Genomic DNA, 26,302 nt, shown 5'->3' with positions numbered 1-26,302 from the left:
AGACGGGGGCTTGCGGGGGGAGAGAGGGAGAGAGGTAGGCGCGGGCAGGGAGGGGCGTCAGGCCGCAGCTACGTCCGGCGCCGGTGTGCGGCCCGTTGCGTAGGTGTAGGAGGCGCCTATGACCTTCTTGGCCACGGCCAATTCGGCCCGGTCGCGCGGGGCGTAGAGCATCACGACGTTGATGCCGTGGTCGTAGAGCGGGTGCTTCTCGCCCCAGCCGGAGGACAGGAAAGCCGCATGGTCGGCCGGGTCCAGCGCCAGGTGGAGACTGCCGTCGGCGTGCACGTGCGCGAACTCCTCGTCGCCGCGCGGCGGCATCAGCACCGCACCCCGGGCGGGGGCCGCGCCGTCGAGGAACAGTGCGCGGGAGCTGGGGGCGGAGACCTTGCTCCGTCCCCAGGCGGTACCGGGCAGCGTGGCGGCCATCCACCGCAACAGCTCGCCCCTGACCTGGGCGGGGCTGGTCTGGCTCAACTGGAGGTGGGGGACCTCGGGGCCCGTTTGCGGCCGGTCGCCTTCACGGGTGGGGAGTGCCGGGAACGTCATGGTGGTGCCTCCTTGGGTGTCACGGGGCCGCTCGGCTGCGAGGGGCGGTCGGCGTCTGCGGCTCCGGCGTGACCGGTCCGCTGCGCACACTCCAAGGCTAGTTTCCTGGGTATAGTGGTTTCCCATAGGAAAGTGCCCTGGTCGTGATCACGGACCTGGGAGGAGAGGAGGAGCCGCGATGGATGCCGTGGAGCAGGCGTGCCCGATCAACCCGGTGATCGACCTGGTGTTCAGCCGCTGGACCACACCGATCCTGTGGGTCCTCGATCACCACGGCCGGCTCCGCTTCAACGAGCTACAGCGGCACCTGCCGACCATCACCCCGAAGGTCCTCACCCAGCGTCTGCGCCAGCTCGAACGCGACGGCCTGGTCATCCGCACGTACCACGCCGAAATCCCCCCGCGGGTCGAGTACGAGATCAGCGACCTGGGCCGCACCCTGACGCCGCTCTTCAGCGCCATCACGGATTGGTCCGTGACAAACCTCCCGGCCGTATCCGCCGCCCGTCGCGCCTACGACACCGCCCGCGAGGAAGAAGAGGCCTGGGCCCAGGGATGAGCCCAGGACTGAGCCCAAGTGTGAGCCCAGAGGTGTGAGCGGCCCCCCGATTTGTCGGCGCACGGACAGACGGCCGTGGCCACCGGCACGCACCCCGGTGGTGATGGAGCAGGAGCAGATGCCAGAAGCCCCAGGCCATCACCTGCCTGGGGCTTCTGGCATCTGTGGCGGGCGGGCCTTCGCGGCCTCTTGGGGAGTACGGCGAGGACGGCGAGTACGGCGACAGCAGGGTGAAGCGCAGGCCGGTGCCCGCGCCGAAGGTGTGCTCGTCGACGCTGCCCGAGTGCGGCGGTAAGACCGTGGTGCGCCGCTCACGGGGCCCGCCGCCTAGGGACTTTGAAGAGCAGACCCTAGGCCTCGGGTTCCTCCGTCGCGGTGCCCCCGCCCGTCAGCTGGTCCGGTGGGCGTAGCACCAGTCTCGCCACCACTCGTTCGGCGAGCGCGGTGACCGTATCCGGCTCCAGTCCGCTCTCCGTGCCCAGCTCCAGAACCCGTAGGCGTACCGACTCCAGCTGGTCCGGAGTCAGGGGAGGCATGACCGTGGGGGCCGAGGGCCTGCGCGAGATTCTGCGCAGCAGTGTCCTCGATCGGGTGGCCGCGCCGGTGACGACGGTGCCGACGACCTTTCGTGCCGCCTCGTCCAGTACGAGCCACACCACCGGGGTGACCAGAGCGGTGACCTCGTGCAGGCCGAAGCCGAGTGGTTCGCGTGACCGGCGGCGGCCCGACAGGCGGGCTACGGCGCTGTCGTCGTCGGACCGCAACAGCCCTTCGAGCAGCACCATCTCGTCCGGTGCGGTGGCGGCCACGACCTCGCGGACGATGTCCCGTACCAGCACACCGGTGTCGTCGTCCGGATGCCCGCCGGACGGCTCTGACTGCGAGTCCATCTGTCCCCCCTCAATGAACGGACCGTCACCTACGGATGGTAGGTGTGCGCACCCTTTCGCGGGGGGTGTTCGGCGAGACCTCACGACTGCCGCTGAGCAGTGAGGGGACTGATGTGCCGTGAGGCGTACGCGAGGCGTCCGGAGACAGAGAGTTGAGGGCTCCGGATGCGGCGAGTTGAGGCGGCCGGCGGTGGCGAGTTGAGGGGTCCGAAGGCGGCGGGCCGGGATCCTGGAGACGGCGGGCTGACGTTCTGAAGGCAGCGGGCCGGGGTTCTGACAGACGGCGAGCCGGAGGCCTGAAGGCAGCGGACTGAGACGCCCGGAGACAACGAACTGGGGCCCGCACCAAAGGTGCGGGCCCCAGCTGTGTTCTACGCGTCAGCGTCAGGCGGGAACGATGTTCTCGGCCTGCGGGCCCTTCTGGCCCTGCGTGACGTCGAAGCTCACCTTCTGGCCTTCCTGGAGCTCGCGGAAGCCCTGGGCGTTGATGTTCGAGTAGTGGGCGAAGACGTCAGCGCCGCCACCGTCCTGCTCGATGAAGCCGAAGCCCTTTTCCGCGTTGAACCACTTCACGGTGCCAGTAGCCATGTCATATCTCCTTCGGGGCAGTGCCCGGGGACCGCACTGTGCGGACCCCGCGTCGCCGCGATGATTGCCCGTCCGGAAATACCCCGGAAATGCAAAAGCGCTCCCGCCGCGCAAGTCGGCGAGGGCACTTGAAGTCTTTGGGAACCACAACTGCAACTGAGATCGACGGTAGCACGGCCCGGCCGACCGTGCACGAACATTCTCACCGGCGCTTTGAGCCGCAAGAAAATGCCCATGCTGCGCCCTCTATTTCTACTGTCGCGGAACCAGATATTGTCCGCCGGTGCCCTCCGGTCTGTCCGGGGCGGCCCCCTGACCAGCCGTCGGGCGATTCGCGCCCGTCGTGGCGGGCGCCGGCCGCCGGGAGTCCGGCCGGGTGTCCGAAGAAGAATATGTTCGGCGCTCGGCACAGGAATTAGCGCAGCGTGTGCGGAGAGTTTATGGGTCGGAGTGGGGAGGGGTATCACATTTGACGCCCTGCTGTCCGCTCCGTGCTACGGTCTGAGATTCGCTGCCGCCTTATCCTGCGCAGCCGAAAAGGACGCCCCTGACCTTCCGGTTCGCCGGGATGTTCTTCCATTCTTCGGTGTTTCTCCGGGCCAGGTGATCATCGCGGCGACGCCGGGCCCGCACAAGGTGGGCCCCGGTCACTACCTCGTGAGGAGAGGGTGAAATGGCTACCGGAATTGTGAAGTGGTTCAGCGCGGCAAAGGGCTTCGGATTCATCGAAGGGGCGCAGGGAGGCGTCGATGTGTACGCCCACTACTCGCACATTGCGGCCCCCGAACTTGTTGCACTGCAAGCAGGTCAGCAGGTGCATTTCGATCTCGCGCAGAGCCCCAAAGGCCCGTACGCGGAGAACATTCATCTCGCCTGATCTCCCTGATCTCTGAGTGCCCGGCCTGTCTCCTGGTGTGCCGGCCGAAGCGTGTGCCGCACCGGGTCGATGCCGCCCGGCCGGTACGCGGCAGGTCGTGTCGGCGCGGGGGCGTGACCTGACCGTTACCTGGGTACACGGGCGGTGCGGTCGGGGCTGCATGGCGCGCTTGTGTCGAGCCCCGCCATGGCACATGCGAGAGAGGAGTGACACGTCGTGGACTACATCTGGGCCTACCCCGAGGACAGTGGCTACCAGGGCCAGGAGCCCTTGACGGGGTTCACGGTGCAAGCCTCCGACGGAACGATCGGAACCGTGGACCGGCAGGTGGACCAGCCCGGCAGGCAGCATCTGGTCGTCGACACCGGCGTTTGGGTCTTCGGCAAGAGCGTGCTGATTCCGGCCGGAGCCGTGACGCAGATCGACCGGCACGCGAAGAAGGTGACCGTGGGCCGTGCCAAGGACGAGATCAAGGCCGCGCCCCGGTTCGTCGTCGACAGCCAGACCACCGACCCCGCCTATCTGACCGAAGTGGGGGCGTATTACGTCACCCTGGTAGGCGCACCCACCGGCTGACGAGCGGTGCCCGGCGGTTGTTCCCGGGTGTTTGAGCGGTGTCCCCACGGGCACGCGATCTTGCGTCAGGGAAACACGCCGATTCCATGAGGAGTGCGACCATGACCGCCACCGACAAAAAGGCTGCGAAGACCGAGCAGGTCAAGGGTGCCGCCAAGGAAGCCGTGGGCCGTGCCGTGGGCAACGAGCGGATGACCGCCGAAGGCCGCGCCGAGCGCGCCAAGGGCGATATGCGCCAGGCCGCGGCGAAGGGCAAGGACGCTTTCCACCGATGACGGCGGCACGCAGCCCGGCCGGCAGAGGTGGCCCTGCGTTCAGAGATTGAGGCGGTGGCCCGGAGGCTTGTCCTCCGGGCCACCGCCGCGTCGTGTGCGGCGCCCGCGTCAGGTACGGCGGACGTGCTGACTCCGGCATCTGCTCCACTCCGCGGCGGGCGCCGGGGCCCGGTGCGTCAGAACCTCATGTCTGTAGTGGTGGCAGTAGATTTCATTTCTGCCTCGTGAGAGGTAATCTTCCCTTCGGTATCACTGCTTCAGGTCCCGGGGCTGTTGGTTCCCTGTGTGGACGGGGCGCGGGGCCTTGAGGAGGAGTGGGCACGCAAGCGCCGCTCACGGGTGGCAAGAGCAGGGAGGGGCAGGAGATGACGACCGCAGCAGCGCAGGATCTGAGGGCTACGGGCCGGGCAGAGGTCCAGGACGCCCCGCCGGCAGGGGACTTGCCCTCGATCGAGGAGGCGCACCGCGTCGCACCCAAGGACGCGCGCCGGCTCTCGAAGCTGTTCTTCGAGCGGCTGGGGGAGCTGGAGGAAGGCACCGCCGACCACCAGTACGCGCGCAACACGCTCATCGAGATGAACCTGTCGCTGGTGCGCTACGCCGCGAGCCGCTTCCGCAGCAGCGCCCAGGAGATGGACGACATCGTGCAGGTCGGCACGATCGGCCTGATCAAGGCCATCGACCGCTTCGACATCTCCCTCGGGAACGAGTTCACCACCTTCGCCGTCCCCTACATCGTCGGCGAGATCAAGCGCTTCTTCCGCGACACCACGTGGTCCGTACACGTGCCGCGCCGCCTCCAGGAACTACGCGTCAACATGGCCCGCGCCCGCGAAGAGCTGGCAGCCGCGGGCAATCACGAGCCGAGCGTGGCCGACCTCGCCGCGCATCTGCGCCTGGGCGAGGACGAAGTCATCGAGGGGCTCGTCGCCGGCAACGGCTACCACGCCGATTCCCTGGACCGCCCGGTTGACTCCGGCGGCGGCAGGCAGAGCGGCGGGCTGATCGCCGACCTGATCGGTGACGAGGACCCCGCGCTGGCTCTCGCCGAGAACCTCCATGCCCTCAAGCCGCTTCTGGCGCAGCTCGACGACCGGGACCGTCGCATCATCGAACTCCGTTTCGGGGCGGAGAGGACGCAGTCCGAGATCGGCGCCGAACTCGGCCTCTCCCAGATGCACGTCTCGCGCCTCCTGTCCCGTGCCTGCCGCACGCTGCGGGAAGGGCTGCTGGCGGAGGGCTGACGCCGCCCGTCCGGTCGTGCGCGTGCGCGTCCGCGAGCCGTAGGCCGGAGTGGCCAGGGGTGCCTGAACTGGGGGGCAGCGCGGTGGGTGCGGGTCCGCCGCGACCGCGCTGTCGCCCCGTCGGGGCCGGCCATGGCCTGGAGCTCTCGTGCGTCCGGTCGTCAGGAGGCCTCGTGGGGCGTGGCGGGGTCGGCGGCCTGGCGAAGCTCCTCGTTGATGCGCTGGGCCTCTTCCAGTTGGTCTTCCAGGATGACGATGCGGCAGGCGGCGTCGATGGGCGTGCCGCTGTCGACGAGTTCGCGGACCCGGGACGCCAGGCGTAGTTGGTAGCGGGAGTAGCGGCGGTGGCCGCCCTCGGAGCGCAGTGGGGTGATCAGACGCGCTTCGCCCAGCGCCCGGAGGAATGCCGGGGTGGTGCCGACCATCTCGGCGGCGCGGCCCATGGTGTAGGCGGGGTAGTCGTCATCATCAAGGCTGTTGGCGAGGCTCGCTGGGTATTTGGAAGTCATTGCACCTTTTCTTCACGCACGTCGAGGGTCCCTGGTGCCGTACGGCACCAGGGACCCGAGCGGATCAACACCATCTAACCGGCTGACTGCGCCGGTTTCTTCTTTCCGCGTGATCGCCTGGGAGGGCGGACATGCGGGGATCGCGGATGCGTGACCGGGGACCACCTGCCAATCCGGGGTCTGCGGTACCCGAACCGGCTACTTCACGGTCCGGGCGATCCTGATGGCGGTTGCTCCTCTCCCTTCTCTTCAGCTGATCTTGCACGGCGGCCCTGCGAGCCGCCCGGCGCGGCAGCCAGTCCAGGGACCCTCTGTTCATCCCGGCCCCTGGGCTCCGCATTCGCGCCGTAACCTGCTGCGGTAGTTCGCCTCTGCCGCAGCTTCCTGACTTCGTCGTTACGCCAGGAATTCTAGCCATGCCGACGTCCAATGTCTACTGCGGCCGCAACAGATTTATCTTTTTTCCGGGTCCATGTAATCTCCATCCGTCCACCGGCCGGGGCATTGCCGGGCCGCGGGCCCCCGACGGCCCGCCGTAGACGGCGCAACACGCGACCGTCCGCCGCGATCGGCGCCACCACAGCACACCAGGATGAAGGAGCGCGGAACGATGGGCGTCAGCACCGTTCGCAGCAGGAACCACATCGTGGAACTCGGGCCCGCGGACGGACCGGTGGTCATGCTGTCGCACGGGTTCGGCTGCGACCAGAACATGTGGCGTCTGGTGGCTCCGGTCCTCGCCGAGCGGTTCCGGGTCGTGCTGTTCGACCATGTGGGTTCGGGCCGCTCGGACCTCTCGGCCTGGCGGGAGGAGCGGTACGCGTCCCTGGACGGTTACGCGGACGACGTACGGGAGATCTGCCGCGAGCTGGACCTGCGGGAGGTGGTCTTCGTCGGGCATTCGGTGAGCGCGATGATCGGGGTCCTGGCCGCGAACCGTGAGCCGGACCTCTTCGCCAAGCTCGTGCTGCTCACCCCCTCCCCCTGCTACGTCGACGACGACACCTACCGGGGCGGCTTCAGCCGTGGGGACATCGACGAGCTGCTGGAGTCGCTGGACAGCAACTATCTCGGCTGGTCGGCGTCGATGGCGCCGGTGATCATGGGGAACCCGGAGCGTCCCGAACTCGGCGAGGAGCTGACGAACAGCTTCTGTGCCACCGACCCGCGGATCGCCCGGGTTTTCGCCCGCGCCACGTTCTTGTCCGACAACCGCGCCGACCTCCCGAAGGTCACCGCCCCCACGCTGGTCCTGGAGTGCGCCCACGACGCGATCGCACCCCCCGAGGTCGGCGCGTACGTCCAGGCGTCCATACCGCACAGCACGCGCGTCACCCTCGACGCCACCGGGCACTGCCCCCAGCTCAGTGCGCCGGGGATCACCGCCGAGGCCATCGCGTCCTTCGTCGCGGCAGCGCCGTGATGTGCAGCGCCGGACGGGAGGCGGATCAGCCCGGGAGTCCGGCCGGAGGCTCCCTTCAGGACGCCGCGTTCAGCGCTCTGCTCGAGGACAGTGCCGAGGACCTGTACGAGTACGCCCCCTGCGGTTACCTGTCCACCCTGCTGGACGGGAAGATCGCCAAGGTCAACAGCACGCTGCTGACCTGGCTGGGCCACTCGCGCGAGCAGTTGGTCGGCCGGATGCCCTTCGCCGATCTGCTGACCGTCGGCGGACGGCTCTATCACGAGACCCACTTCGCCCCGCTGCTGCGCCTCCAGGGCGAGGTCAGCGGCATCGCCCTGGAGCTCAAGGCCGCGGACGGCACCCGGCTTCCGGTGCTGGTGACCTCCACGCTCAAGACGAGTCCCGAGGGGGAACCCCTGCTGGTCCGCACCACCCTCTTCGACGCCCGGGACCGCCGCGCCTACGAGACGGAACTGCTGCGCGCCCGGCAGGAGGCCGACCGTGAACGCGCACGCCTCCAGCAAGTGGTCGCCACGCTCCAGCGCAGTCTGCTGCCGCCGTCCCTGCCGACGGTCCCGGGGCTGCGGGCCGCCGCGCACTACCACACCGCTTCCCGCGACAACCTCGGCGGCGACTTCTACGACCTGTTCGCCCTCGGGGACGGGCGCTGGGGCTTCTTCCTGGGGGATGTGTGCGGCAAGGGGCCGGCCGCGGCCGCCGTGACGTCGCTGGTCCGCTACACCCTGCGGGCCGCCGCCATCCACGATCCCGACCCGGTCACCGTGGTCGGCACCCTCAACACCGCCCTGCACGAGGCCTACAGCGGTGACGACCCGCGCTACTGCACCCTCATCTTCGGCGTCCTCACTCCGCGCGCCGCGGGCGACGGCTTCACCGTGACCCTCGCCGGCGGCGGCCACCCCTCGGCACTGCACCTGCGCGCCGACGGGACGGCCGCCTACCTGCCCACCCCGGGCGGACTGCTCGTGGGCGTCGTGCCGAACGCCCGCTTCACCACGGCCACCGCCGTACTCGCGCCCGGCGACACGCTGCTGCTCTACACGGACGGGCTGACCGAGGCCCGGACCGCCGGTGCCGACGCCCGTTACGGCGACGACGCCCTGCATGTCTTCGCCACCGCGCTGGCCCCCGCCGGTGCGGAGGCGGTCGTCACCGCCGTCAGGGAGCTCCTGGACAGCTTCGGCGACGGCCTGGACGACGACACCGCCGTCCTCGCGCTCGGCGTACCCGCCGGCCGCCCGACCGGAGAGACGGGATGAAGGTCCTGCGCCGCCGCTGACCGTCGGCCCGCGCGTGCGGCGCGCGGCCGGGGAGTGGGAGCCACCTTGCGGGGCACCCGCGCTGAGGGCGGCGGAGTGCGGCCCCCTTCACGGTGTCTTTCGGATGCGCATGACGCCCCGGCGGGAACGGAGCAGGTCTGAGATGAGTGCTGATCAGGCGCGGAATGCGGTCGGTCCCACGTATGGCGAGCAGGAGCCCGGCGAGCAGAGGTCCGGCGAGCAGGGGGCAGGGAAGCAGGATCTCGACGGGCAGGAGTCCGGCGAGCAGGGGGCAGGGAAGCAGGACCTCGACGGGAAGGAGTCCGGCAAGCCGGAGTCGGGCGAGCAGGGCTCAGGGAATCAGGGATCGGGCAAGCAGGGGTCGGACAAGCAGGACGGGGAGACCCGTAAGACGGTGTGGGTCGCGCTCGGGGCGAATCTCGGGATTGCGGTGGCCAAGGCCGTCGGGGGCGCGATCGCCGGTTCGCCGGCTCTGCTGTCCGAAGCCGCGCACTCGGTGGCCGACAGCCTCAACGAAGTGTTCCTGCTGGCCTCCCTCAGACGCAGTGAGCGCCCGGCGGACCCGCTCCATCCCTTCGGCTACGGCAAGGAGCGATTCTTCTGGTCCCTGCTCGCCGCCGTGGGCATCTTCGTGACGGGCGGCTGCTTCTCGTTCCTCCAGGGCATCGAGGCGTTCCGGTCCGAGGAGTCGGAGTCGCTCGGCGGCTATGTCGTCGGCCTGGTCGTGCTCGTCGTCGCGTTGCTGGCCGAGGGCACGTCGCTGCTGCGGGCGCTGTCCCAGGTGCGCGCGCAGGCGAAGACCCACCACCGCAGCACGCTGCACGAGATCAAGGTCAACGACGACCCGACGCTGCGCACGGTCCTGGCCGAGGACAGCACGGCATGTCTGGGCGTGCTGCTCGCCATCCTCGGCATGGCACTCCATATGGCCACCGGGAACGGCGTCTACGAGGCGTGGGCCTCGCTGCTGATCGGTGCGCTGCTGGTCTACGTCGCGTACATCCTCGGCAAGAGCGCCCGTGCGCAGCTGATCGGCGAGGCCGCGGCGCCGGAGATGCAGCAGGAGATCCGCGACTTCCTGGACGGCCGGCCGGAGGTCGATGCCGTCACCGCCGCGATGACCATGCGGCTCGGGCCGGACTCCGTGATGCTCGCGGCCCGCGTCGACCTGGTGGCGGGTCTCGACAGCGAAGAGGTCGAAGAGGCTCTGGTGCGCACCAAGCAGGAGCTGCGCGAGCGGTGGCCGGAGCTCGACCAGCTGTTCCTCGACGTCACGGATGCGTCCGTCGCCGACCGGGTGCGGGCCCGTCGCGCTCGGAAGGACCTGGACGACGTGGTCGAGGAGCGTCGGCAGACGGATGCCGTGTAGCGCGGGCATTGCTCCGTAGCGCGGGATTGCTCCGGGCGGTGCGATGAGCCGGCGAGTTGGGGGCACACGGTTCAAACGATCTTCGTCGACCTCTGGAGAGTCAGCACAGTCATGGTGACCCCCATACGCCGGTCAGGCCCCCCGCCCACCCGGAAGGCGTTCAGCCTGCGGAAGCTTTCGGCCTCCTTCGGCGTGGTCGTGATCGGTGTCGTCGGCGTCGGCCTGACCCTGAAGAAGGCCGTCGAGGGGGCGAGCGCCCACCCGGGCTCTTCCGTCATCGTCGGCGTGGTGGTGCTGGCGGCGGTGGTGGCGTTCCTGCGCTGGGGACCGCGAAGGCGCGCCGCCCGCACCGCTCTTGGCGGTCCGGCTCCGGTGGCACCCGAGGCACGTGCCGTCGAAAGCCCTCCCGGGCCGGATGCGGGGGCCGACGACTTCGACGTCATGGACGCCGACGGCTTCGACGTCATGGATGCCGGCGGCTTCGCTGCCACGGACGGCGGCGACTTCGCTGCCATGGATGCCGACGCGTTCGAGGATGCGGTGGCCCGGCTGTGCGAGCGCGACGGCTGCCATGACGTCCGCGTGGTCGGCGGGGCGAACGACCTCGGCGCGGATGTGGTGGCCGTGGCCCCCGACGGCCGCACGGTCGTCCTTCAGTGCAAGCGCTACGGCGGAACCAACAAGGTCGGCTCGCAGGAACTCCAGCGCTTCGGCGGCACCTGCTTCGCCGTGCACGGAGCGGATGTCGCGGCCGTCATCACCACCAGCGACTTCACCGAACCGGCGGTGGAGTACGCCGACCGGTGCGGCATCTTGTGCTTCGGCCACCCGGCCCTCAGTAACTGGGCGGCCGGTACCGGACCGGCACCGTGGGAACAGTGATCCCGCAGCAGAGTGGCGAGGGCGAGTGCCGTCCCGTCGGTGGTACCGGATCGGCAGGAAGGGAGAGGGCGTATGGCCGAGGGTGAGGAGCGGCGGGAGCGGCCCGCACAGCAGGGGCGGGTCCACCGGGCGGGCCAGTGGTGGCGGCGGGCGTGGGGATCGGCGGGTTACGAGCGCGACACCCTGCTCCTGATCGGCAAGAGCACGCTGGCCGCCACGGTGGCCTGGGTGATCTCGTACTACCTGCTCCAGGCGCAGTCGCCGGCGTTCGCGCCGTTCTCCGCGGTGCTGATCATGCAGGTGACCGTCTACCAGTCGCTGTTGCAGTCGCTGCGCTATGTGGGGGCCGTGGTGACCGGCGTCGCGGTGCAGGCCGCCCTGGGGTTCCTGGTCGGGCCGGGCCTGCCGGCGTTCGTCCTGGTGGCACTGGTCGCGCTGGTCATCGGGCGGTGGCCGGCACTCGGGGCGCAGGGCTCCCAGGTCGTCACCGCGGCGTTCTTCGCCTTCTCGACCTACATCTCCGCCACCTCGGACCTGGCGAAGGTCACCGAGCTCGGGCAGATCATTCTGCTGGTCCTCATCGGCTGCGGCGTGGGTGTCATCGTGAACGTCGCGGTGGTGCCCCCCATGCGCTACCGCAGTGCCGAGCACAGCATCCGCACCCTCGCCCACGCCCTGTGCGACCTGGTCAGTGACATGTATCCGGTGCTGCGCGAGGGCGAACTCGACGAGGAGCGCAGCAGCCACTGGCGGACCCGGGCCGGACAGACCGAAGAGCTGATCTCGCAGGCCAGGTCCGGGCTGCGCACCGCCAGGGAGAGCCTCTACTACAACCCTCGGCGGCTCCTTCGCCGCAACCGGGGGCACACCACCTTCGAGGGGTACGGCGCGGTGCTGGAGGCGCTGGAACGCGCGCTGTACCAGATGGCGTCGCTCACCCGGAGCATCGACAAGTGGCAGGAGGAGGAGAGCCGCCCTTACCGGTCCTTCCTCGGACGCTACGCCGACTTCCTGGAGGCCATCGCCCACATCACCCAGGTCCTCGGCACGCTCGACGAGGACGACCTCCACGACCAGGCGCAGCAGCTGTGCCGGCTGGCGGACACCGCTCAGCAACGCTGCCGCCAGGTGACCGAGGAGGCGGAACAGGCCGCACTGCCGCTCGCCGACCCGGCCCTCCCGTACGGGGTCCTGGTCGTCGAGTCCACCCGCCTCATGGAGGAGTTCCAGCACACCTGCGACGTGCTCCAGCGCCACGTCGACCGAGGAGATCAGGGAGATCAGGGAGATCAGGGAGACCGGGGAGACCGGGGAGGCCAAGGAGATCAAGGAGACCAAGGACAGGAACGGGACTGACGGGCGGGGAGCAGGACTGCCGGGCGAGGGACAGGACTGCCGGGAGAGGAACAGAACTGCCGGGCGCGGGACGGAACTGACGGGCGCGGGAAAGAACCGACGGGCGTCTGCGCCGCGGCGCAGACGCCCGTCGGGCGAAGGGCGGATCAGCTGGTGACAGCCATGCCGTCGCGCAGCTGGGACAGGCAGCGGGTGAGCAGGCGGGAGACGTGCATCTGGGAGATGCCCAGGGCGTCGCCGATCTGGGACTGCGTCATCTCCTGGCCGAAGCGCAGCTCCAGGATCTGCCGGTCGCGCTCTTCGAGCTGGTCCAGGAGGGGTGCCAGGGCGTGGAGGTCCTCGAAGAGGTCCATGTCCTGGTCGCATTCGCCCAGCAGGTCGGCGAGCGGTGCGTCGTTGCCGTCGTCGTTGAGGGGCGCGTCGATGGAGGAGGCGTTGTAGCCGTTGGCGGCGACCTGGCCCTCGACGACCTCTTCCGCGGTGATGTCCAGATGCGCGGCGAGTTCGCAGACCTTGGGGTCGCGGCCGAGCTCGCAGGCGAGGTGCTCGTTGGCGCGGGCGAGATCGACGCGCAGCTCCTGGAGACGGCGCGGAACGCGCACGTCCCAGGTGGTGTCGCGGAAGAACCGCTTCATCTCGCCGGTGATGTAGGGGATGGCGAGAGTGGTGAACTCGACCTCACGGGAGAGCTCGTAGCGGTCGATGGCCTTGATCAGGCCGATCGTGCCGACCTGCATGATGTCGTCCATGTCATCGCCGCGGTTGCGGAACCGGCGGGCGGCGTAGCGCACGAGCGAGAGGTTCATCTCGATGAGGGTGTTGCGCGCGTACTGGTACTCGTGGGTGCCCTCGTCCAGAGTTTCGAGCCGCGCGAAGAACAGGCGGGTCATCTCCCGGGCGTCGCGCGGAGCGAGCGTCTCGGGGGACTCGATCAGGGGGAGAGCCTCCGCCGGCGCCCGGGTCGGAGCCGGAGCGAGGGCCACGTCGGCCGTCGTCCCGCTTTCGTGCCCGGTCCTTGTTGCCGTTGTGCTGTTGACGACCACGTCTGCTCCCGTCCGTACTTGTGCCGTGCCCCGTTCGAGGTGCGGATGCCCCGAGCTGTTCGGTACATGCACGTGGATCCGGTGGAGCCGGAAGGGCCCCGGGGGTGCGGGCGGTCCGGCTGGTGGGAGAAAGGGCGTGGGCGTGCAGGAGACAAGGAGGGCCGTGGTGGGACCGCGGCGGCGTCTGCGCGAGGCTCTGCTGCGCATCGGAGGGGACCTCCATGCTCCCGAGGAGCACATCGGCGCCGAGGTGCGTGCGGCGTTGTGTGAACTGGCCGCGAAGACGCTGGGCGGGCGCTCTTGTGCCGGGCTGGTCACGGTCGGCGGTGCGGATGACCGTGCGGGCCGGAGCCTGGGCCTTCGTCTGGCGGACTATGACGTCGGGCTGCCGGAGGTCCTCCTGCGTGCCGACGAGAGCGACCTTCCGCCTCAAGTACGGGAGAGCTGCCCGGCGCTGGTCCAGGAAGAGTGGGAAGCGGTGCTGCTGCTCTCCAAGCTCGTCCTCCTGGGACTTGAGTCGGAGGCCGGGCGGAGAGCCGACGAGGCCCGGCCGCACCTGTGGGACGCGGCGGGTCCCGCCCGGTCCGTGGTCGCCGGACGGCTCTGCCGGGCACTGACCGCCGTCGCGGAACATCCGGGCCTCCACCAGGACGAACTCACCGCACAACTGCGCGCCGCCCTGCTCGACTTCGGGTCGCGGACCCCGGACAACCTCGACGCCGTTCGGCACCTCGCCGTGCTGCGTGGTGGGCAGCCCGGTCGGCGGGCGCGGCTGGTTCTCGGCCGCTCGGGACATGCCTGTGCGCAGGTGCTGTTCGCCGCGGAGGGATCGCCTGTTCCGAGCGGTGTGCGCACGATGTTCCCGGACCTGCGCCAGGCCGAATGGACCGCTGTCCTCCAGGTCACGGGGCTGACGTTGCGGGCCTTCGAAGCCGAGCCGGCGGCAGCCGCCCCCTGAGAGCGTCGGCGTCCGAGTGTTCGAGGCGGGAAGCCCCCGCCCGTTCAACGTGCCGCGGGCAGGGTGACGGTGAAGGTGCTGCCCTCGCCGGGGGCGGTGCGTACGGTCACCGTGCCGTTGTGGGCTTCGGCGATCGACTGGACGATGCTCAGGCCGAGGCCCGCGCCGCCGGCGGCCGGAGCGCGGGACTCGTCGCCGCGGTAGAAGCGTTCGAAGATGCGGTGCGCGATGTCGGGGGCCATGCCGGGGCCTCGGTCGGCGACCGTCAGCTCCACCGTCCCGCCGGGCAGCGGGCGCGCCGCCACGGATACCGGTGTGCCGGGCGGGGTGTGGCGCAGGGCGTTGCTGAGGAGGTTTTGCAGCACCTGCCGGAGCCGGTCCTCGTCGCCGCGGGCGAAGACCTCGCCCTGCACCTCGGCGGTGATCGGTGTGCCGGGGTCGCGGACGCGGGCGTCGGTGACGGCCTCGTCGGTGATCGTGCCGAGATCGACCGGTTCGCCGGCCAGCGGGCGGCCCAGGTCGAGGCGGGCGAGCAGCAGCAGCTCCTCGACGGTGGCGTGCATGCGGGCGGCCTCGCCCTCGATGCGCTGCATCGCCCGCTCGATCAGCTCGGGGTCCTGGGCCAGACCGTGCAGATGGAGTTGGGCCCAGCCGCGGATCGTGGTCAGTGGGGTGCGCAGCTCGTGCGAGGCGTTGGCGACGAACTGCCGGAGCTGTTCCTCGGACCGCTGCCGTTCGTCGAAGGCCCGGTTGAGGGCGGTGCCGACCTCTCCCACCTCGGAGCAGGGCCGGGCGACCTCGATGCGCTGGTCGACGTCGCCGTCGGCGATCGCCGTCGCGGTGGCGGCCATGTCCCGCAACGGCCGCAGGCCCACGCGCAGTACGCCGCGGCTGAGGAGCACGATGCCGCCGAGCGCGCCCAGGGTGGCGGCGGCATCGGCGCCGATCAGCCAGTACACGACGTCCTCGGCCGGCTGGAGACTCTTGGCGACCACGACCCTGCTGAACGGCTGGGGCGCGGTGCCCGGCGCGTGGCGGACCGTGGCGGAGGGGCCGATGGAGAAGCTCAGGGCGCGGTAGCGCGGTACGGGCGCTCCCCGGGCCGACACGGTGCGGGTGTGCGCGGCGAATCCGTCCGGGACCGGCGTCGGCAGGTCGGGGCGGGACCGGGGCTGCCCGTCGAGGTCCCGGCCCGAGGTGCGTGCGACCACCCGGCCGTGGTCGTCGACCAGCGCGATGTAGACGCCGTCGGGAATGAGGGTGTTGAGGTCGGCCTCGTCGAACGGGGCGGTCTGGTGGCGTACCCGGTCCTGAACGGTGTCGCGGGCCCTGGCGAGAGTGGCATCGGCGACATCGACGAGGTTGAGGCGCAGCCCGATCAGCGACACCGCGTTGACGGCCACCATGCCCCCGGCCGCCAGCAGGACGACCCCCACCATCAGCCGGGCCCGCAAAGAGCCGCGCCAGGCGCCGGCCATCAACCGTCTCCGGGGAGCCGCAGGCTGTAGCCGAATCCGCGCATCGTGTGGATCAGGGCGGGGTCCTGCGCGTCCACCTTCGCCCGGAGCCGGGACACCAGCTTCTCGACGACGCCCTCTCCGAAGTGGTGCTGCCACACGTGGTCCATGATCTGCTCTTTCGACATCACGTGGTCGGCGTTGATGAGCAGATAACGCAGCAGTTTGTACTCGGTCGGCGACAGCGCGATCAGCCGGTCCCCGCGCCGCACCCGCCTGCTGCGCTCGTCCACGGTCAGATCGGCGAACCGCAGCATCGGGCCGGCTTCCGCGGACCGGCCGGCCCGCCGCAGCAGGGCGTGCACCCTGGCCAGCAGCTCGGGCAGGCTGAAGGGCTTGGTGAGGTAGTCGTCCGCGCCCATGGCGAAGCCCGTCACCCGGTCCTCGACGGAGTCGCGCGCCGTCAGGAACAGCACCGGCAGCCGCGCCCCGTTCTCCACCAGCCGCCGGCACACGGCGAAGCCGTCCAGGTCGGGCAGCATGACGTCCAGGACCAGCAGATCCGGGGGCCGCTCCTCGTACGCGCGCAGGGCCCCGGCGCCGCACCCGGCGGTCGCCACCGTGTACCCCGCAAGGCCCAGGGTGGTCTCCAGCAGCTCCGTCATCCGCGGGTCGTCGTCCACGACGAGCAGCCGTTGCCCCTTTCCCCGGGGCAACGGTGCGTCACTCGTCGGCGAGGCGGAGGGCATGGCAGGCACCAATCACGTCATGGAGTCTGCGACGACAACGAGCCGCCCCGGGCACCAGTTCCCCCGGGCGGCGTTCGTTCCCCGGGGCCGTGCGGAGGCGGTCAGGAAACGGTCAGGTTGTCGACCGGGGCGGGTCAGCGGGGCCGGTTTCTCTTGAGCCAACGACATCGGCCCGAGCACCGTCCGTCGAGAAGCCTGGAGATCCCGTGGACCCTGCCGCACCTCACGAAGCCGGCGGTGCGGACGCCGTCCGGACCGCCGTGCAGAACCGGCTGCGCGGCGCCGTGGTCGACCTCGCGCCCGTCTTCGGATTCACCGTGACCTTCGCCCTCACCCATCGCCTCGGCGTCGCCCTCGCGCTCGCCTTCGCCGCCGGGGCCGGGGTCTTCGTCTTCCGGCTGATCCGCGGGGAGCCCGTATGGCGCGCACTCGGCGTCCTCGGCGTCGTCTGCGTCCAGGGCGCGCTGGCCGCACGTACCGGACAGGCCACCACCTTCTTCCTCCCGCACCTGCTGCTGCACTGCGCGATGGCCGTGGTGGCGCCGGTGCTGATCCTGCTCGGATGGCCGCCGCTGGGGCTGATGGTGGGGCTGCTCACGGGGGAGCGGACCCGGTGGCGCCGCTGCGCGGTGCGCCGCCGGGCCTTCGCCAAGGGCAGCCTGGTCCTCTTCACCGGAAACGTCCTGATGCTGGCCGTCCAGCTCCCGCTGTTCCTGTCCGGCCAGGCCGTCGCCCTCGGCTCGGTCGATGTCTTCGGGCCCCTCGTCTTCGCGCTCGGCGCACTGCTGGGGTGGCGCGTCTACCGGCGCTCCGCCGGTGCGCACCGCTGCGACCCGCCCCTGAGTGAAGGCGCCACTGCCGGCGCCGACCCTGCACACCCTCTGGAAAGGACCGTTCGATGACCGACACCCGGCCCACCACCCGGACCCAGCCCGCCATCACGCCCCAGCCGACGGTACGGACCTGCCCGTTCGACCCGCCGCAGGAGTACCGGACGCTGCGCGAAGAGGCCCCGATCACGCCGGTGGCCTTCCCGGACGGCACGAACGGCTGGCTGGTCACCCGGCACGCGGACGTACGGGCGGTGCTGTCCGACCCGCGGTTCGGCGCCAACCGCCGGCCGGCGCGGGCCGCTGCCGTGCCCGCCGGTACACCGGTGCCGCCGCCTCCGCCGGGGATGTTCATCATGATGGACGCCCCGGAGCACACCCGGATCCGACGGCTGCTCACCGGCCAGTTCACGGTGCGCCGGATGCGGCAGCTGGCCCCCGCGGTGGAGCGGATCGTCGCCGAGCACCTCGACGCGATGGCGTCCGCCGAGCAGACGGTCGACCTCGTCCAGGCCTTCGCGCTGCCCATCCCCTCGCTGGTGATCTGCGAGCTGCTCGGCGTGCCGTACGAGGATCGTGCGGACTTCCAGCGCAATTCGAGCACCATGCTCAGGCTCGACGCGAGCCAGGAGGAGGTCCAGCAGGCCCACCTGGCAATGAACCGGCACATCCACGAGCTGGTCCTCGCCAAGCGTGCCCGCCCCACCGACGACATCCTCAGCGGCCTGGTGCAGGAAGGCAGTCTCAGCGACGAGGAAATGGCCGGTGTCGGGGCGCTGTTGCTGCTCGCCGGGCACGAGACCACGGCGAACATGATCGCGCTGGGCACCATGTGCCTGCTGGGCAACCCCGGCCAGCTGGCGGCGCTGCGCGCGGACGCCTCGCTGTGGGACAACGCCGTCGAGGAGCTCCTGCGCTACTTGACGATCATTCAGTTCGGCCTGCGCCGCGTGGTACGGGAGGACCTGGAGCTGGACGGCCACCACATCGAGGCCGGCACCACCGTGCTCGCCTCCCTGACGTCGGGCAACCGCGACGCGGAACAGTTCGCCGGCGACCCCGACCAGTTGGACGTGCACCGGAAGCACAGCCCGCACCTCGCGTTCGGGCACGGCGCCCACCAGTGCATCGGCCAGCAGCTGGCCCGGGTGGAGATGAAGGCCGCGCTGTCCGCCCTTCTCGACCGGTTCCCCACCCTGCGGCTGGCCGTACCGGCGGACCAGGTGCCGATGCGCGACGACATGCTCATCTACGGCGTCCACGCACTGCCCGTGACCTGGTAGCCGTCGCCCGCACGGCCGGCGGCACGGCCGCCACGCGACACCGCATCACCGGAGAGACAGGAGAAGGAGAAATCCGATGAAGGTCATCATCGACGAGGACAAGTGCGTCGGCGCAGGTCAGTGCGTTCTGGCCGCCGAGGAGGTCTTCGACCAGCGGGAGGATGACGGCATCGTCGTCCTCCTGGACGCCCTCCCGCCGGACGCGCTGCACTCCTCGGTGGAGGACGCCGCGGCCCGCTGCCCGGCGCTGGCCATCGAGGTGCTGAAGTAGTGCCCGCGAAGGACCGGATCGTCGTGGTGGGCGCCTCGGCCGCGGGCCTCACCACGGCAGAGGCCCTGCGGCGCGAGGGCTTCACCGGGACGCTGACCATGGTCGGCGAGGAACTGCGGCCCCCGTACGACCGGCCGCCGCTGTCCAAGCAGGTCCTGGCCGGTGAACGGGAACCGGAGACGACCGTGCTGCGCCAGGACGCGGACCTCCGGCGCCTGGCGCTGGACCTGCGCCTGGGCTGCCGGGCGACCGGCCTGGACCCGGCGGCGCGCACCGTCACCCTCGCGGACGGGGACCGGCTGCGCTACGACGGCCTGGTCATCGCGACGGGGCTGCGGCCGCGGCGGCTGCCCTTCGGCCACGACCTGGCCGGTGTGCATGTGCTGCGCACCCTCGACGACGCTCTGACGTTGCGCACGCAGTTGCTGAGCGGCCCCCGGGTCGTGGTGATCGGCGCCGGATTCCTCGGCAGTGAGACCGCCGCCACCGCACGGGGGCTCGGCCTGGACGTCACGCTCGTCGATGTCGCGCCCACCCCGCTGGCCGCGCAAGTCGGCACCTGGGCGGGCGGGTTGGTGGCCGGTCTGCACCGGGACCACGGAGTCCGGCTGCGTATGGGACGCGGGGTCAGCGGCCTGACCGGCGAGCGCGGCCGGGTCACCGAGGTGGTGCTCGACGACGGGAGCCGGCTCCCCGCCGACGTGGTCGTGGTCGCGATCGGCTCGGTACCGGCCACCGACTGGCTGGCCGGCTCCGGGATCCCGTTGGGCGACGGGGTGCTCTGCGACAGCCACTGCCGGGCCGCGCCCGGGATCTACGCGGCAGGGGACGTCGCCAACTGGCCGCACCCGGCCACCGGCGGTCGCGTCCGCCTCGAACAACGCACGAACGCCACCACACAGGCCCTGGCCGTCGCCAAGAACCTGCTCGCCGGCCCCGGGGAGGCGACGCCCTACGCACCGGTCCCGTTCGGCTGGACCGACCAGTACGACGCGAAGATCCAGTTTCACGGCTGGTGTCCCCCCGGTGCGCGGGCCGAATGCGTCGACGGCGACCCGGGGGCACGCAAGTTCGTCGCGCTCTACCGGGACCGCGGCCGCGTGGTGGGCGCGCTCGGCTGGAACAGCGCACGCGCCCTGCGCGGGTACCGCAGCCACATCGGCAGCGAGGCGGCGCCGCTCGCGACGGCGGAGGGCTGAACCGGAGCGCTGGACGGGAGAGGTGAGGGGAGGCTGGACCGGAGTGGTGACGGGAGGCTGAACTGGAGGGGTGAAGGGGCCGGTGGGGGAAGGGTTTTGACGGGCGGGGGGAGACCTACCGGCGTAAGTTCACCGGCATGGTGACTTCGATGACGTATGAGGATTACGAGCGGCGGATGGACCGGGCGGGCCGGGCCGCGGCCGACGCCGGGCTGGCCGGGCTGATCGTGACGCCGGGTCCTGATCTGGTGTGGCTGTGCGGCTACCGGCCGCCCGCCGCCACCGAGCGGCTGACCGCCCTGGTGATCGAGCCGGGGCGGCGCTCGCGGCTGCTGGTGCCTGTATTGGAGTACCCGGATGCGGAGCTCTCCCCGGGGGCCAGGGCGCTGGAGGTGTCGGGGTGGACCGACGGGTCGGAACCCTATGCGGAGGTCGCCAAGTGGGTGGACCCGCAGGGGCGTTACGGGGTGTCCGACGCGACCTGGGCGCTGCATCTGCTGGGGTTCCAGCGGTCGCTGCCGGGGACCGCGTACGCCGCGCTGACGGAGGTGCTGCCGATGCTGCGCGCCGTCAAGGACGCCCATGAGGTGGCGCGGCTGGCCGCGGCCGGGGCCGCCGCGGACGCGACGTACGAGGAGATCCTGCGGGTGCGCTTCGGCGGGCGGCGGGAATCCGAGGTGGCGGCGGACCTGGCGCGGCTGCTGACCGGACACGGGCACAGCCAGGTGGACTTCACGGTCGTCGGATCGGGCCCCAACGGCGCCAATCCGCACCACGAGGCCGGGGAGCGGGTCATCGAGGACGGCGACATGGTCGTGCTCGACTTCGGTGGCCTCAAGGACGGGTACGGGTCGGACACCTCGCGGACCGTGCACGTCGGGGAGCCGGGCGCCGAGGAGCGCAAGGTGCACGACATCGTGCGGGAGGCGCAGCAGGCGGCGTTCGAGGCGGTCCGGCCGGGCGTCGCGTGCCAGGACATCGACCGGGTGGCCAGGAAGATCATCAAGGCTGCCGGGTACGGCGAGTACTTCATCCACCGGACCGGGCACGGCATCGGGGTGACCACGCACGAGCCGCCGTATCTGGTGGAGGGCGAGCATCTGCCGTTGGTGCCCGGGATGTGCTTCTCGATCGAGCCGGGGATCTATCTGCCGGGGCGGTTCGGCGTCCGCATCGAGGACATCGTGACGTGTACGGACTCGGGCGGGCGGCGGCTGAACTTGACCGCGCGGGAGATGGCGGTGGTGCGCTAGCGCCGGACGGGCGGTCGGACGGCCGGACGGGCGGTTGGGCGGACTACGGCCCGCGGTCTCCGGCATCCGGCAGCCGTCCCGAAATCGGGGGTTTCCGCAGGTCGGGGCGCGTTGTCAGTGGTGTGGTTCACGATGGGTTGCAGGCGTGGCAGGCACGGCGGACAGGCGCGGACGGCAGGAAGGCAGGGATCGCGTGGCAGGGCGCGACAAGGAGACGGTGCGGGCGGTGCGGCGGCCGCAGGTGCGGTTGCCGGAGCTGGTGGCGTACGACGGCGGGGAGCTGGAGGACGAGGGGGATTACGACGGGCTGGAGTTCACCGGCGCCGACTGGGCCGGGCAGTCGGCGCGCGGCGCCCGCTTCATGGACTGCGCGCTGCGGCGATGCACGCTCGACGAGACGGTGCTCGGCCGGGCGCGGATCATCGACAGTGTGCTGAGCGGGGTGCGCGGGGTCGGCACGGACCTCTCCCAGGCGTCACTGCGCGATGTGGAGGTGACGGAGGCCCGGCTCGGCGGGACGCAGTTGCACGGTGCGGTGCTGGAGCGGGTCGTGGTGCGCGGCGGGAAGATCGACTTCCCCAATCTGCGGAAGGCGAAGCTGCGGGATGTCGCCTTCGAGGGGTGTGTGCTGGTCGAGGCGGACTTCGCGGGGGCGGAGCTGGAGCGGGTGACGTTCGACGACTGCACCCTGGCCCGGGCCGATTTCTCCGAGGCGCGGATGAAGGACGTCGATCTGCGGGGCGCGGCCGCGGTGGACATCGCGCGGGGGATCGACCGGCTGTCGGGCGCGGTGATCAGCCCGTCCCAACTGCTCGACCTGGCCCCGGCGTTCGCCGCGCAGATAGGCGTACGGGTGGAGTGAGGGCGCAGCCGGCGAGCGACGGCGCTCCCGGGCCGTAGCGGCGAGTCCGCCACTGGGGCCCGTCATTGGGGTCCGCCACGAGGGCCCGAGGGTCCGCCACCGGGCCCGCGCCTCCGCCGCCGTATGCGGCGCGGCCGTGCGCACGCGGCCGTGCGCACACCGCCGGGGGGCCCGTGGTCAGATGCGGGGGAAGCGGGCCTGGAGGTCCCAGATGGCCGGGTTGTCGTCGAGGCCGTCGTGCATGTCGGTGAGGTCGGCGATCAGGTCGTGCAGAAAGTCGCGGGCCTCGCGGCGCAGCGCGGAGTGGTTGAAGGTGAGCGGGTCCTCGTCGGCCGGCATCCAGTCGGCGTCCACGTCCACCCACCCGAAACGGCGCTCGAAGAAGATCCGGTCGGCGGATTCGGTGAAGTCCAGCTCGGCGTGGACCGGGCGGGCCGAGCGGTTGCCCCGGGGGTCGGTGTCGAGCTGCTCGACGATGTCGCACAGCGCCCAGGCGAAGTCGAGAACCGGCACCCAGCCCCAGGCCGTGGACAGCTCGCGGTCCGTCTTCGTGTCGGCGAGGTAGACATCGCCGCAGAAGAGGTCATGGCGCAGCGTGCGCACATCCGCGGTCCGGTAGTCCGTCTGCGGCGGATCCGGGAAGCGGCGGGAGAGGGAGTAGCCGAGGTCGATCACGCCTTGATGGTGTCACGCCGGTGCGGCGGCGGGGCGCCCGCATCCGCCCCGCCCGTGCCTGCTCCCGCCCTGCCCCGCTACACCGTGGTCAGCACCCGCGGCCCCTCGTCCGTCACCGCCACCGTGTGCTCGAAGTGGGCGGCGCGGGAGGCGTCCGTGGTGCGCAGGGTCCAGCCGTCGCTGTCCTCGTAGTAGGTGTGCTTGCCGCCGGCCAGGAACATCGGCTCGATGGCGATGACCAGGCCGTGGCGGAGGGGGAATCCGCGGTGCGGGCGGCCGTCGTTGGGGACCGACGGGTCCTCGTGCATCTGGCGGCCGATGCCGTGCCCGCCGAAGTCGCGCGGGATGCCGTAGCCGGCGGCGCGCCCCACGCTGCCGATCGCATGGGAGATGTCGCCGATCCGGGCGCCGACCACGGCCGCCGCGATGCCCGCCTCCAGCGCCTGCCGGGTGGTGTCCATGAGCCGCTGGTCCTCGGGGCGGGCGGTGCCGACCGTGAAGCTGACGGCCGCGTCGCCGGCCCAGCCGTCCACGAGGGCGCCGCAGTCGATGCTCACCAGGTCGCCGTCGCGCAGCCGGGTGGCGTCCGGGATGCCGTGCACGATCGCGTCATTGACGGAGGTGCAGAGGACCGCGGGGAAGGGGGTGGTGGCGAAGGAGGGCTGGTAGTTGAGGAACGGTGAGCCGGCGCCGGCCTCGCGCAGCACCGTACGGGCGGCCTCGTCCAGGTCCAGCAGCCGCACGCCCGGGGCGGCCGCCGCCTGCGCCGCGGCCAGCGCGTCGGCGACCACCCGGCCGGCCACCCGCATCGCGTCCAGTGCCGCATCCGTCTTGATCTCCACCATGAGGACGACCTCCCGCTCGTCACCGCCCGCACCGCACAGCGGTATCGGCAGGCGGTATTTATTTACCGGTATTTATTTACCGGTATTAGTATCACGGGCATGGTGCGAACTCCACTGACCCCTTGGGAACGCGAACGCGGTGAGCGGCTCGGCGCGCTGCTGCGCAGGGCGCGCGGCGAGCGGAGCATGGTCGAGGTCGCGGCGGCGGCGGGACTGTCCGCCGAGACGCTGCGGAAGATCGAGACCGGCCGGGCGCCGACGCCGGCGTTCTTCACGGTTGCCGCGCTGGCCGGCACGCTCGGACTGTCGCTCGACGAGGTGGCGGCGCTGGCCGCGCCGCCCGAAGCGGCCGGGAGCGCGGTGGCCTGAGCGAGGCGCGGAGCGCCCGTCCGCCCGGCGGCAATGGCCTCGGAACGCGCCGAGGGCCGGCCCCCCAGGGGAACCGGCCCTCCGTTGCGCTGACCTGGCCGCGCGCCAGGATGCAGGCGTGGCTCAGACGTTGACGCCGAAGTCCTGCGCGATGCCGACGAGGCCGGACGCGTAGCCCTGGCCCACCGCGCGGAACTTCCACTCCGCGCCGTTGCGGTACAGCTCGCCGAAGACCATGGCGGTCTCGGTGGCCGCGTCCTCGCTGAGGTCGTAGCGGGCGATCTCGGTGCCGCCGGCCTGGTTGATGATGCGGATGAAGGCGTTCCGCACCTGGCCGAAGTTCTGGCTGCGGTTCTCGGCGTCGTAGATCGAGACCGGGAAGACGATCTTGTCGATGTCCGCCGGCAGCGCCGCCAGGTTGATGTTGATCTGCTCGTCGTCGCCCTCGCCCTGGCCGGTGACGTTGTCACCGGTGTGCACGATGGACTGGTCCGGCGTGGCCTTGTTGTTGAAGAAGACGAAGTGCTGGTCGGAGTAGACCTTGCCGCTCGGGTTGACCGCGATCGCGCTCGCGTCGAGGTCGAAGTCCGTGCCGGTGGTGGTCCGGACGTCCCAGCCGAGGCCGACCGTGACGGCGGTAAGGCCCGGTGCCTCCTTGGTGAGCGAGACGTTGCCGCCCTTGGACAGGCTTACAGCCATGGGATGTCCCTTTCCTTGTCGACTCGTCGAATCGTCGGGCTCCGTACTGCGGACGAAGCTACCGTCACCCACCACAACGCGATGAGGGGACCGCCAGGTTCCAGGAGTCTTTACTCTCTTTGCCGAATCCTGATGCGGACGCCCCGGCGAATGCCCCGAAAAGCGGGTGACGGGGCCCCGTGGCACGCGAGATCATAGGACTCATGTCCGGGCCCTATGTCATCCGCGGTTCGGTCGTCCTTCCAGAGGCCGAGCTCGTATGGCGTTTCTCGCGCTCCTCAGGACCGGGCGGCCAGCACGTCAACACCAGCGACAGCCAGGTCGAGCTGCGCCTCGACCTCGGCAGGACGCAGGCGCTGCCGCCGGTGTGGAAGGAGCGCGCCCTGGAGCGGCTGGCGGGCCGGCTGGTCGACGGCGTGCTGTCGGTACGCGCCTCCGAGCACCGCTCCCAGTGGCGCAACCGCGAGACCGCGGCCGTCCGGCTGGCCTCGCTGCTCGCCGAGGCCACCGCGCCCCCGCCCAAGCCGCGCCGCAAGTCACGGATCCCGCGGGGCATCAATGAGCGGCGGCTGCGCGAGAAGAAGCAGCGCGGCGACACCAAGCGCGGCCGCTCGGGCCGCGACTGGGGCTGACCGCCCCCTTCAGCCGCCCGGCCCCCCTCAGCAGCCGGCCTCCTCGGCCGCCCCGCCCGCCGGCGCCTCCCGGCTCTCACCCCGGCTGCCTCCCGGCTCTCACCTCAACAGTTTCCCGGCACTCACCCCAACTGCCGGTACTTCCCCCGGAAATACGTCAGCGGCCCGTCATCCTCGTTCGGAATCGACGTGGCCAGTACGCGGGCGATGACGAGCGTGTGATCGCCGGCCACGACCCGCTGCTCGGTGCGGCACTCCATGGTCGCGAGCGCTCCGCCGACGAGCGGGGCACCGGACACTTCGCCCCGTACGAACGGGATGTCCTCGAAGAGCAGCCGGTCGCTGATGCGCCCCTTCATCGCGAACCGTCCGGCAATCTGCCGCTGGTGTCCCGAGAGCACCGACACCGCCCAGAGCGGCTGGAGCTCCAGCAGGTCGTCCATCCGTGAGTCGTTGCGAACGCTCACCATCACGAGCGGCGGATCGAGGGACACGGACAGGAACGCCGTGGCGGTCATGCCGACGTCCTCGCCGTGCGGCCCCTCGTCCGGGTCGTGGGCGGTGATCAGCACCACTCCGGCGGCGAGGCGGGACAGGGCGGCGCGGAATTCTTCGTCACTCACTCCCACAGAATGCGGGATGGGCGTACCGCCCGGCACGGAGGTGAGGGCGATGGTGGGTGCGGAAGAGGCGGCGGGCCCGGAGGCTGCTGCGTCGGCAGGGCTTTTCGTGAACACGCCATAAACGCTAACTTCGTCGGCCGCCTGCGCGCATCGGGCCCGGGGACCATCCGCGTCCTA

Annotated in this window: 30 protein-coding genes; 19 read left to right on the top strand and 11 right to left on the bottom strand. The window is 70.9% G+C overall.

What is annotated here, in order from left to right; genetic code table 11:
- Positions 1-57: 57 nt before the first annotated feature.
- A complete protein-coding gene (locus tag M8I34_RS12570; RefSeq protein WP_250049554.1) occupies positions 58-546 on the bottom strand; it encodes a luciferase family protein in 489 nt (162 codons plus the stop codon).
- A 178-nt stretch (positions 547-724) separates the two neighbouring features.
- On the opposite strand from M8I34_RS12570, the gene M8I34_RS12565 reads away from it, so the two are divergent.
- Entirely contained in the window at positions 725-1,105 is a 381-nt protein-coding gene (locus M8I34_RS12565; protein ID WP_250049552.1) for a helix-turn-helix domain-containing protein, read from the top strand.
- A gap of 350 nt (positions 1,106-1,455) precedes the next feature.
- On the opposite strand, the gene M8I34_RS12560 is transcribed toward M8I34_RS12565, so the two are convergent.
- Entirely contained in the window at positions 1,456-1,995 is a 540-nt protein-coding gene (locus M8I34_RS12560; protein WP_250049550.1) for a hypothetical protein, read from the bottom strand.
- Positions 1,996-2,379: 384 nt separating this feature from the next.
- Positions 2,380-2,583 carry a cold-shock protein gene (locus tag M8I34_RS12555; protein WP_030991131.1) on the bottom strand — a complete coding sequence of 68 codons (204 nt, stop codon included), beginning with the start codon at positions 2,581-2,583 and terminating at the stop codon, positions 2,380-2,382.
- Between the two features lie 673 nt (positions 2,584-3,256).
- Between M8I34_RS12555 and M8I34_RS12550 the strand changes: the two genes are divergently transcribed.
- From M8I34_RS12550 to M8I34_RS12535, 4 genes are all read left to right on the top strand, one after another.
- Positions 3,257-3,460, top strand: a complete 204-nt coding sequence (locus M8I34_RS12550) for a cold-shock protein (RefSeq protein WP_250049548.1) — start codon at positions 3,257-3,259, stop codon at positions 3,458-3,460.
- A 216-nt stretch (positions 3,461-3,676) separates the two neighbouring features.
- Complete coding sequence (locus M8I34_RS12545) at positions 3,677-4,036, top strand: hypothetical protein (protein ID WP_030991135.1); 360 nt, start codon at positions 3,677-3,679, stop codon at positions 4,034-4,036.
- A 101-nt stretch (positions 4,037-4,137) separates the two neighbouring features.
- Positions 4,138-4,311, top strand: coding sequence for a CsbD family protein (locus tag M8I34_RS12540; RefSeq protein WP_250049546.1), 174 nt, complete (start codon positions 4,138-4,140; stop codon positions 4,309-4,311).
- Positions 4,312-4,676: 365 nt separating this feature from the next.
- Positions 4,677-5,555 (top strand): SigB/SigF/SigG family RNA polymerase sigma factor, encoded by an 879-nt coding sequence (locus M8I34_RS12535; RefSeq protein ID WP_250049538.1) that lies wholly within the window; start codon positions 4,677-4,679, stop codon positions 5,553-5,555.
- Positions 5,556-5,716: 161 nt separating this feature from the next.
- On the opposite strand, the gene M8I34_RS12530 is transcribed toward M8I34_RS12535, so the two are convergent.
- Positions 5,717-6,064, bottom strand: coding sequence for a MerR family transcriptional regulator (locus tag M8I34_RS12530; protein WP_244419331.1), 348 nt, complete (start codon positions 6,062-6,064; stop codon positions 5,717-5,719).
- A 610-nt stretch (positions 6,065-6,674) separates the two neighbouring features.
- On the opposite strand from M8I34_RS12530, the gene M8I34_RS12525 reads away from it, so the two are divergent.
- The 5 genes from M8I34_RS12525 (at position 6,675) to M8I34_RS12505 (ending at position 12,377) form a co-directional block, all read left to right on the top strand.
- Positions 6,675-7,487 (top strand): alpha/beta fold hydrolase, encoded by an 813-nt coding sequence (locus M8I34_RS12525; RefSeq protein WP_284050252.1) that lies wholly within the window; start codon positions 6,675-6,677, stop codon positions 7,485-7,487.
- Positions 7,487-8,749: a PP2C family protein-serine/threonine phosphatase gene (locus M8I34_RS12520; RefSeq protein ID WP_250049536.1), complete on the top strand. Its 1,263-nt coding sequence runs from the start codon at positions 7,487-7,489 to the stop codon at positions 8,747-8,749. Before M8I34_RS12525 ends, M8I34_RS12520 begins: the two co-directional genes overlap by 1 nt.
- Before the next feature lie 163 nt (positions 8,750-8,912).
- Complete coding sequence (locus M8I34_RS12515; RefSeq protein WP_250049534.1) at positions 8,913-10,139, top strand: cation diffusion facilitator family transporter; 1,227 nt, start codon at positions 8,913-8,915, stop codon at positions 10,137-10,139.
- A 111-nt stretch (positions 10,140-10,250) separates the two neighbouring features.
- Positions 10,251-11,021 carry a restriction endonuclease gene (locus tag M8I34_RS12510; RefSeq protein ID WP_250049532.1) on the top strand — a complete coding sequence of 257 codons (771 nt, stop codon included), beginning with the start codon at positions 10,251-10,253 and terminating at the stop codon, positions 11,019-11,021.
- 72 nt (positions 11,022-11,093) lie between these two features.
- On the top strand, positions 11,094-12,377 hold the full coding sequence (locus M8I34_RS12505) for an aromatic acid exporter family protein (RefSeq protein ID WP_250049530.1): 1,284 nt from the start codon (positions 11,094-11,096) through the stop codon (positions 12,375-12,377).
- A gap of 146 nt (positions 12,378-12,523) precedes the next feature.
- On the opposite strand, the gene M8I34_RS12500 is transcribed toward M8I34_RS12505, so the two are convergent.
- Positions 12,524-13,360: a SigB/SigF/SigG family RNA polymerase sigma factor gene (locus M8I34_RS12500; protein ID WP_374210900.1), complete on the bottom strand. Its 837-nt coding sequence runs from the start codon at positions 13,358-13,360 to the stop codon at positions 12,524-12,526.
- A gap of 223 nt (positions 13,361-13,583) precedes the next feature.
- On the opposite strand from M8I34_RS12500, the gene M8I34_RS12495 reads away from it, so the two are divergent.
- Positions 13,584-14,378: a hypothetical protein gene (locus M8I34_RS12495; protein WP_250049529.1), complete on the top strand. Its 795-nt coding sequence runs from the start codon at positions 13,584-13,586 to the stop codon at positions 14,376-14,378.
- 44 nt (positions 14,379-14,422) lie between these two features.
- Here M8I34_RS12495 and M8I34_RS12490 read toward each other — a convergent pair whose 3' ends face one another.
- Together M8I34_RS12490 and M8I34_RS12485 are read right to left on the bottom strand one after the other, a co-directional pair.
- Positions 14,423-15,856: a cell wall metabolism sensor histidine kinase WalK gene (locus M8I34_RS12490; RefSeq protein WP_250049527.1), complete on the bottom strand. Its 1,434-nt coding sequence runs from the start codon at positions 15,854-15,856 to the stop codon at positions 14,423-14,425.
- Complete coding sequence (locus M8I34_RS12485; protein WP_250049525.1) at positions 15,856-16,584, bottom strand: response regulator transcription factor; 729 nt, start codon at positions 16,582-16,584, stop codon at positions 15,856-15,858. The genes M8I34_RS12490 and M8I34_RS12485 overlap by 1 nt, the downstream gene beginning before the upstream one ends.
- Positions 16,585-16,790: 206 nt before the next feature.
- On the opposite strand from M8I34_RS12485, the gene M8I34_RS12480 reads away from it, so the two are divergent.
- The 6 genes from M8I34_RS12480 (at position 16,791) to M8I34_RS12455 (ending at position 22,282) form a co-directional block, all read left to right on the top strand.
- A complete protein-coding gene (locus M8I34_RS12480; RefSeq protein WP_250049523.1) occupies positions 16,791-17,486 on the top strand; it encodes a DUF3159 domain-containing protein in 696 nt (231 codons plus the stop codon).
- The gene (locus M8I34_RS12475) at positions 17,483-18,697 is read left to right on the top strand and encodes a cytochrome P450 (RefSeq protein WP_250049521.1); all 1,215 of its coding nucleotides are present in this window, start codon (positions 17,483-17,485) and stop codon (positions 18,695-18,697) included. Before M8I34_RS12480 ends, M8I34_RS12475 begins: the two co-directional genes overlap by 4 nt.
- Positions 18,698-18,773: 76 nt before the next feature.
- Entirely contained in the window at positions 18,774-18,968 is a 195-nt protein-coding gene (locus M8I34_RS12470; RefSeq protein ID WP_250049513.1) for a ferredoxin, read from the top strand.
- Positions 18,968-20,167 (top strand): FAD-dependent oxidoreductase, encoded by a 1,200-nt coding sequence (locus M8I34_RS12465; protein ID WP_250049511.1) that lies wholly within the window; start codon positions 18,968-18,970, stop codon positions 20,165-20,167. Before M8I34_RS12470 ends, M8I34_RS12465 begins: the two co-directional genes overlap by 1 nt.
- A 149-nt stretch (positions 20,168-20,316) precedes the next feature.
- A complete protein-coding gene (locus tag M8I34_RS12460) occupies positions 20,317-21,420 on the top strand; it encodes an aminopeptidase P family protein (protein WP_250049508.1) in 1,104 nt (367 codons plus the stop codon).
- A 217-nt stretch (positions 21,421-21,637) separates the two neighbouring features.
- Positions 21,638-22,282 carry a pentapeptide repeat-containing protein gene (locus M8I34_RS12455; RefSeq protein ID WP_250049634.1) on the top strand — a complete coding sequence of 215 codons (645 nt, stop codon included), beginning with the start codon at positions 21,638-21,640 and terminating at the stop codon, positions 22,280-22,282.
- A 177-nt stretch (positions 22,283-22,459) separates the two neighbouring features.
- Here M8I34_RS12455 and M8I34_RS12450 read toward each other — a convergent pair whose 3' ends face one another.
- Positions 22,460-22,957, bottom strand: a complete 498-nt coding sequence (locus tag M8I34_RS12450) for a hypothetical protein (protein WP_030991163.1) — start codon at positions 22,955-22,957, stop codon at positions 22,460-22,462.
- Positions 22,958-23,034: 77 nt separating this feature from the next.
- Positions 23,035-23,802 carry a type I methionyl aminopeptidase gene (map, locus tag M8I34_RS12445; RefSeq protein WP_244419318.1) on the bottom strand — a complete coding sequence of 256 codons (768 nt, stop codon included), beginning with the start codon at positions 23,800-23,802 and terminating at the stop codon, positions 23,035-23,037.
- Between the two features lie 99 nt (positions 23,803-23,901).
- On the opposite strand from map, the gene M8I34_RS12440 reads away from it, so the two are divergent.
- On the top strand, positions 23,902-24,171 hold the full coding sequence (locus M8I34_RS12440) for a helix-turn-helix domain-containing protein (protein ID WP_030991166.1): 270 nt from the start codon (positions 23,902-23,904) through the stop codon (positions 24,169-24,171).
- A 123-nt stretch (positions 24,172-24,294) separates the two neighbouring features.
- On the opposite strand, the gene M8I34_RS12435 is transcribed toward M8I34_RS12440, so the two are convergent.
- On the bottom strand, positions 24,295-24,870 hold the full coding sequence (locus tag M8I34_RS12435) for a TerD family protein (RefSeq protein WP_244419317.1): 576 nt from the start codon (positions 24,868-24,870) through the stop codon (positions 24,295-24,297).
- A 203-nt stretch (positions 24,871-25,073) separates the two neighbouring features.
- Here M8I34_RS12435 and arfB point away from each other — a divergent pair, with 203 nt between their 5' ends.
- Positions 25,074-25,502, top strand: coding sequence for an alternative ribosome rescue aminoacyl-tRNA hydrolase ArfB (gene arfB / locus M8I34_RS12430; protein WP_030086939.1), 429 nt, complete (start codon positions 25,074-25,076; stop codon positions 25,500-25,502).
- A gap of 122 nt (positions 25,503-25,624) precedes the next feature.
- Here arfB and M8I34_RS12425 read toward each other — a convergent pair whose 3' ends face one another.
- Positions 25,625-26,125 carry a flavin reductase family protein gene (locus M8I34_RS12425; protein ID WP_030086941.1) on the bottom strand — a complete coding sequence of 167 codons (501 nt, stop codon included), beginning with the start codon at positions 26,123-26,125 and terminating at the stop codon, positions 25,625-25,627.
- Positions 26,126-26,302: the final 177 nt, after the last annotated feature.

The organism is Streptomyces sp. MCA2 (genome assembly GCF_023544705.1).
GTDB classification, from domain to species: domain Bacteria; phylum Actinomycetota; class Actinomycetes; order Streptomycetales; family Streptomycetaceae; genus Streptomyces; species Streptomyces decoyicus.
The sequence above is the reverse complement of the archived record's forward strand: the minus strand, read 5'-3'. Positions and strand labels throughout refer to the sequence as shown.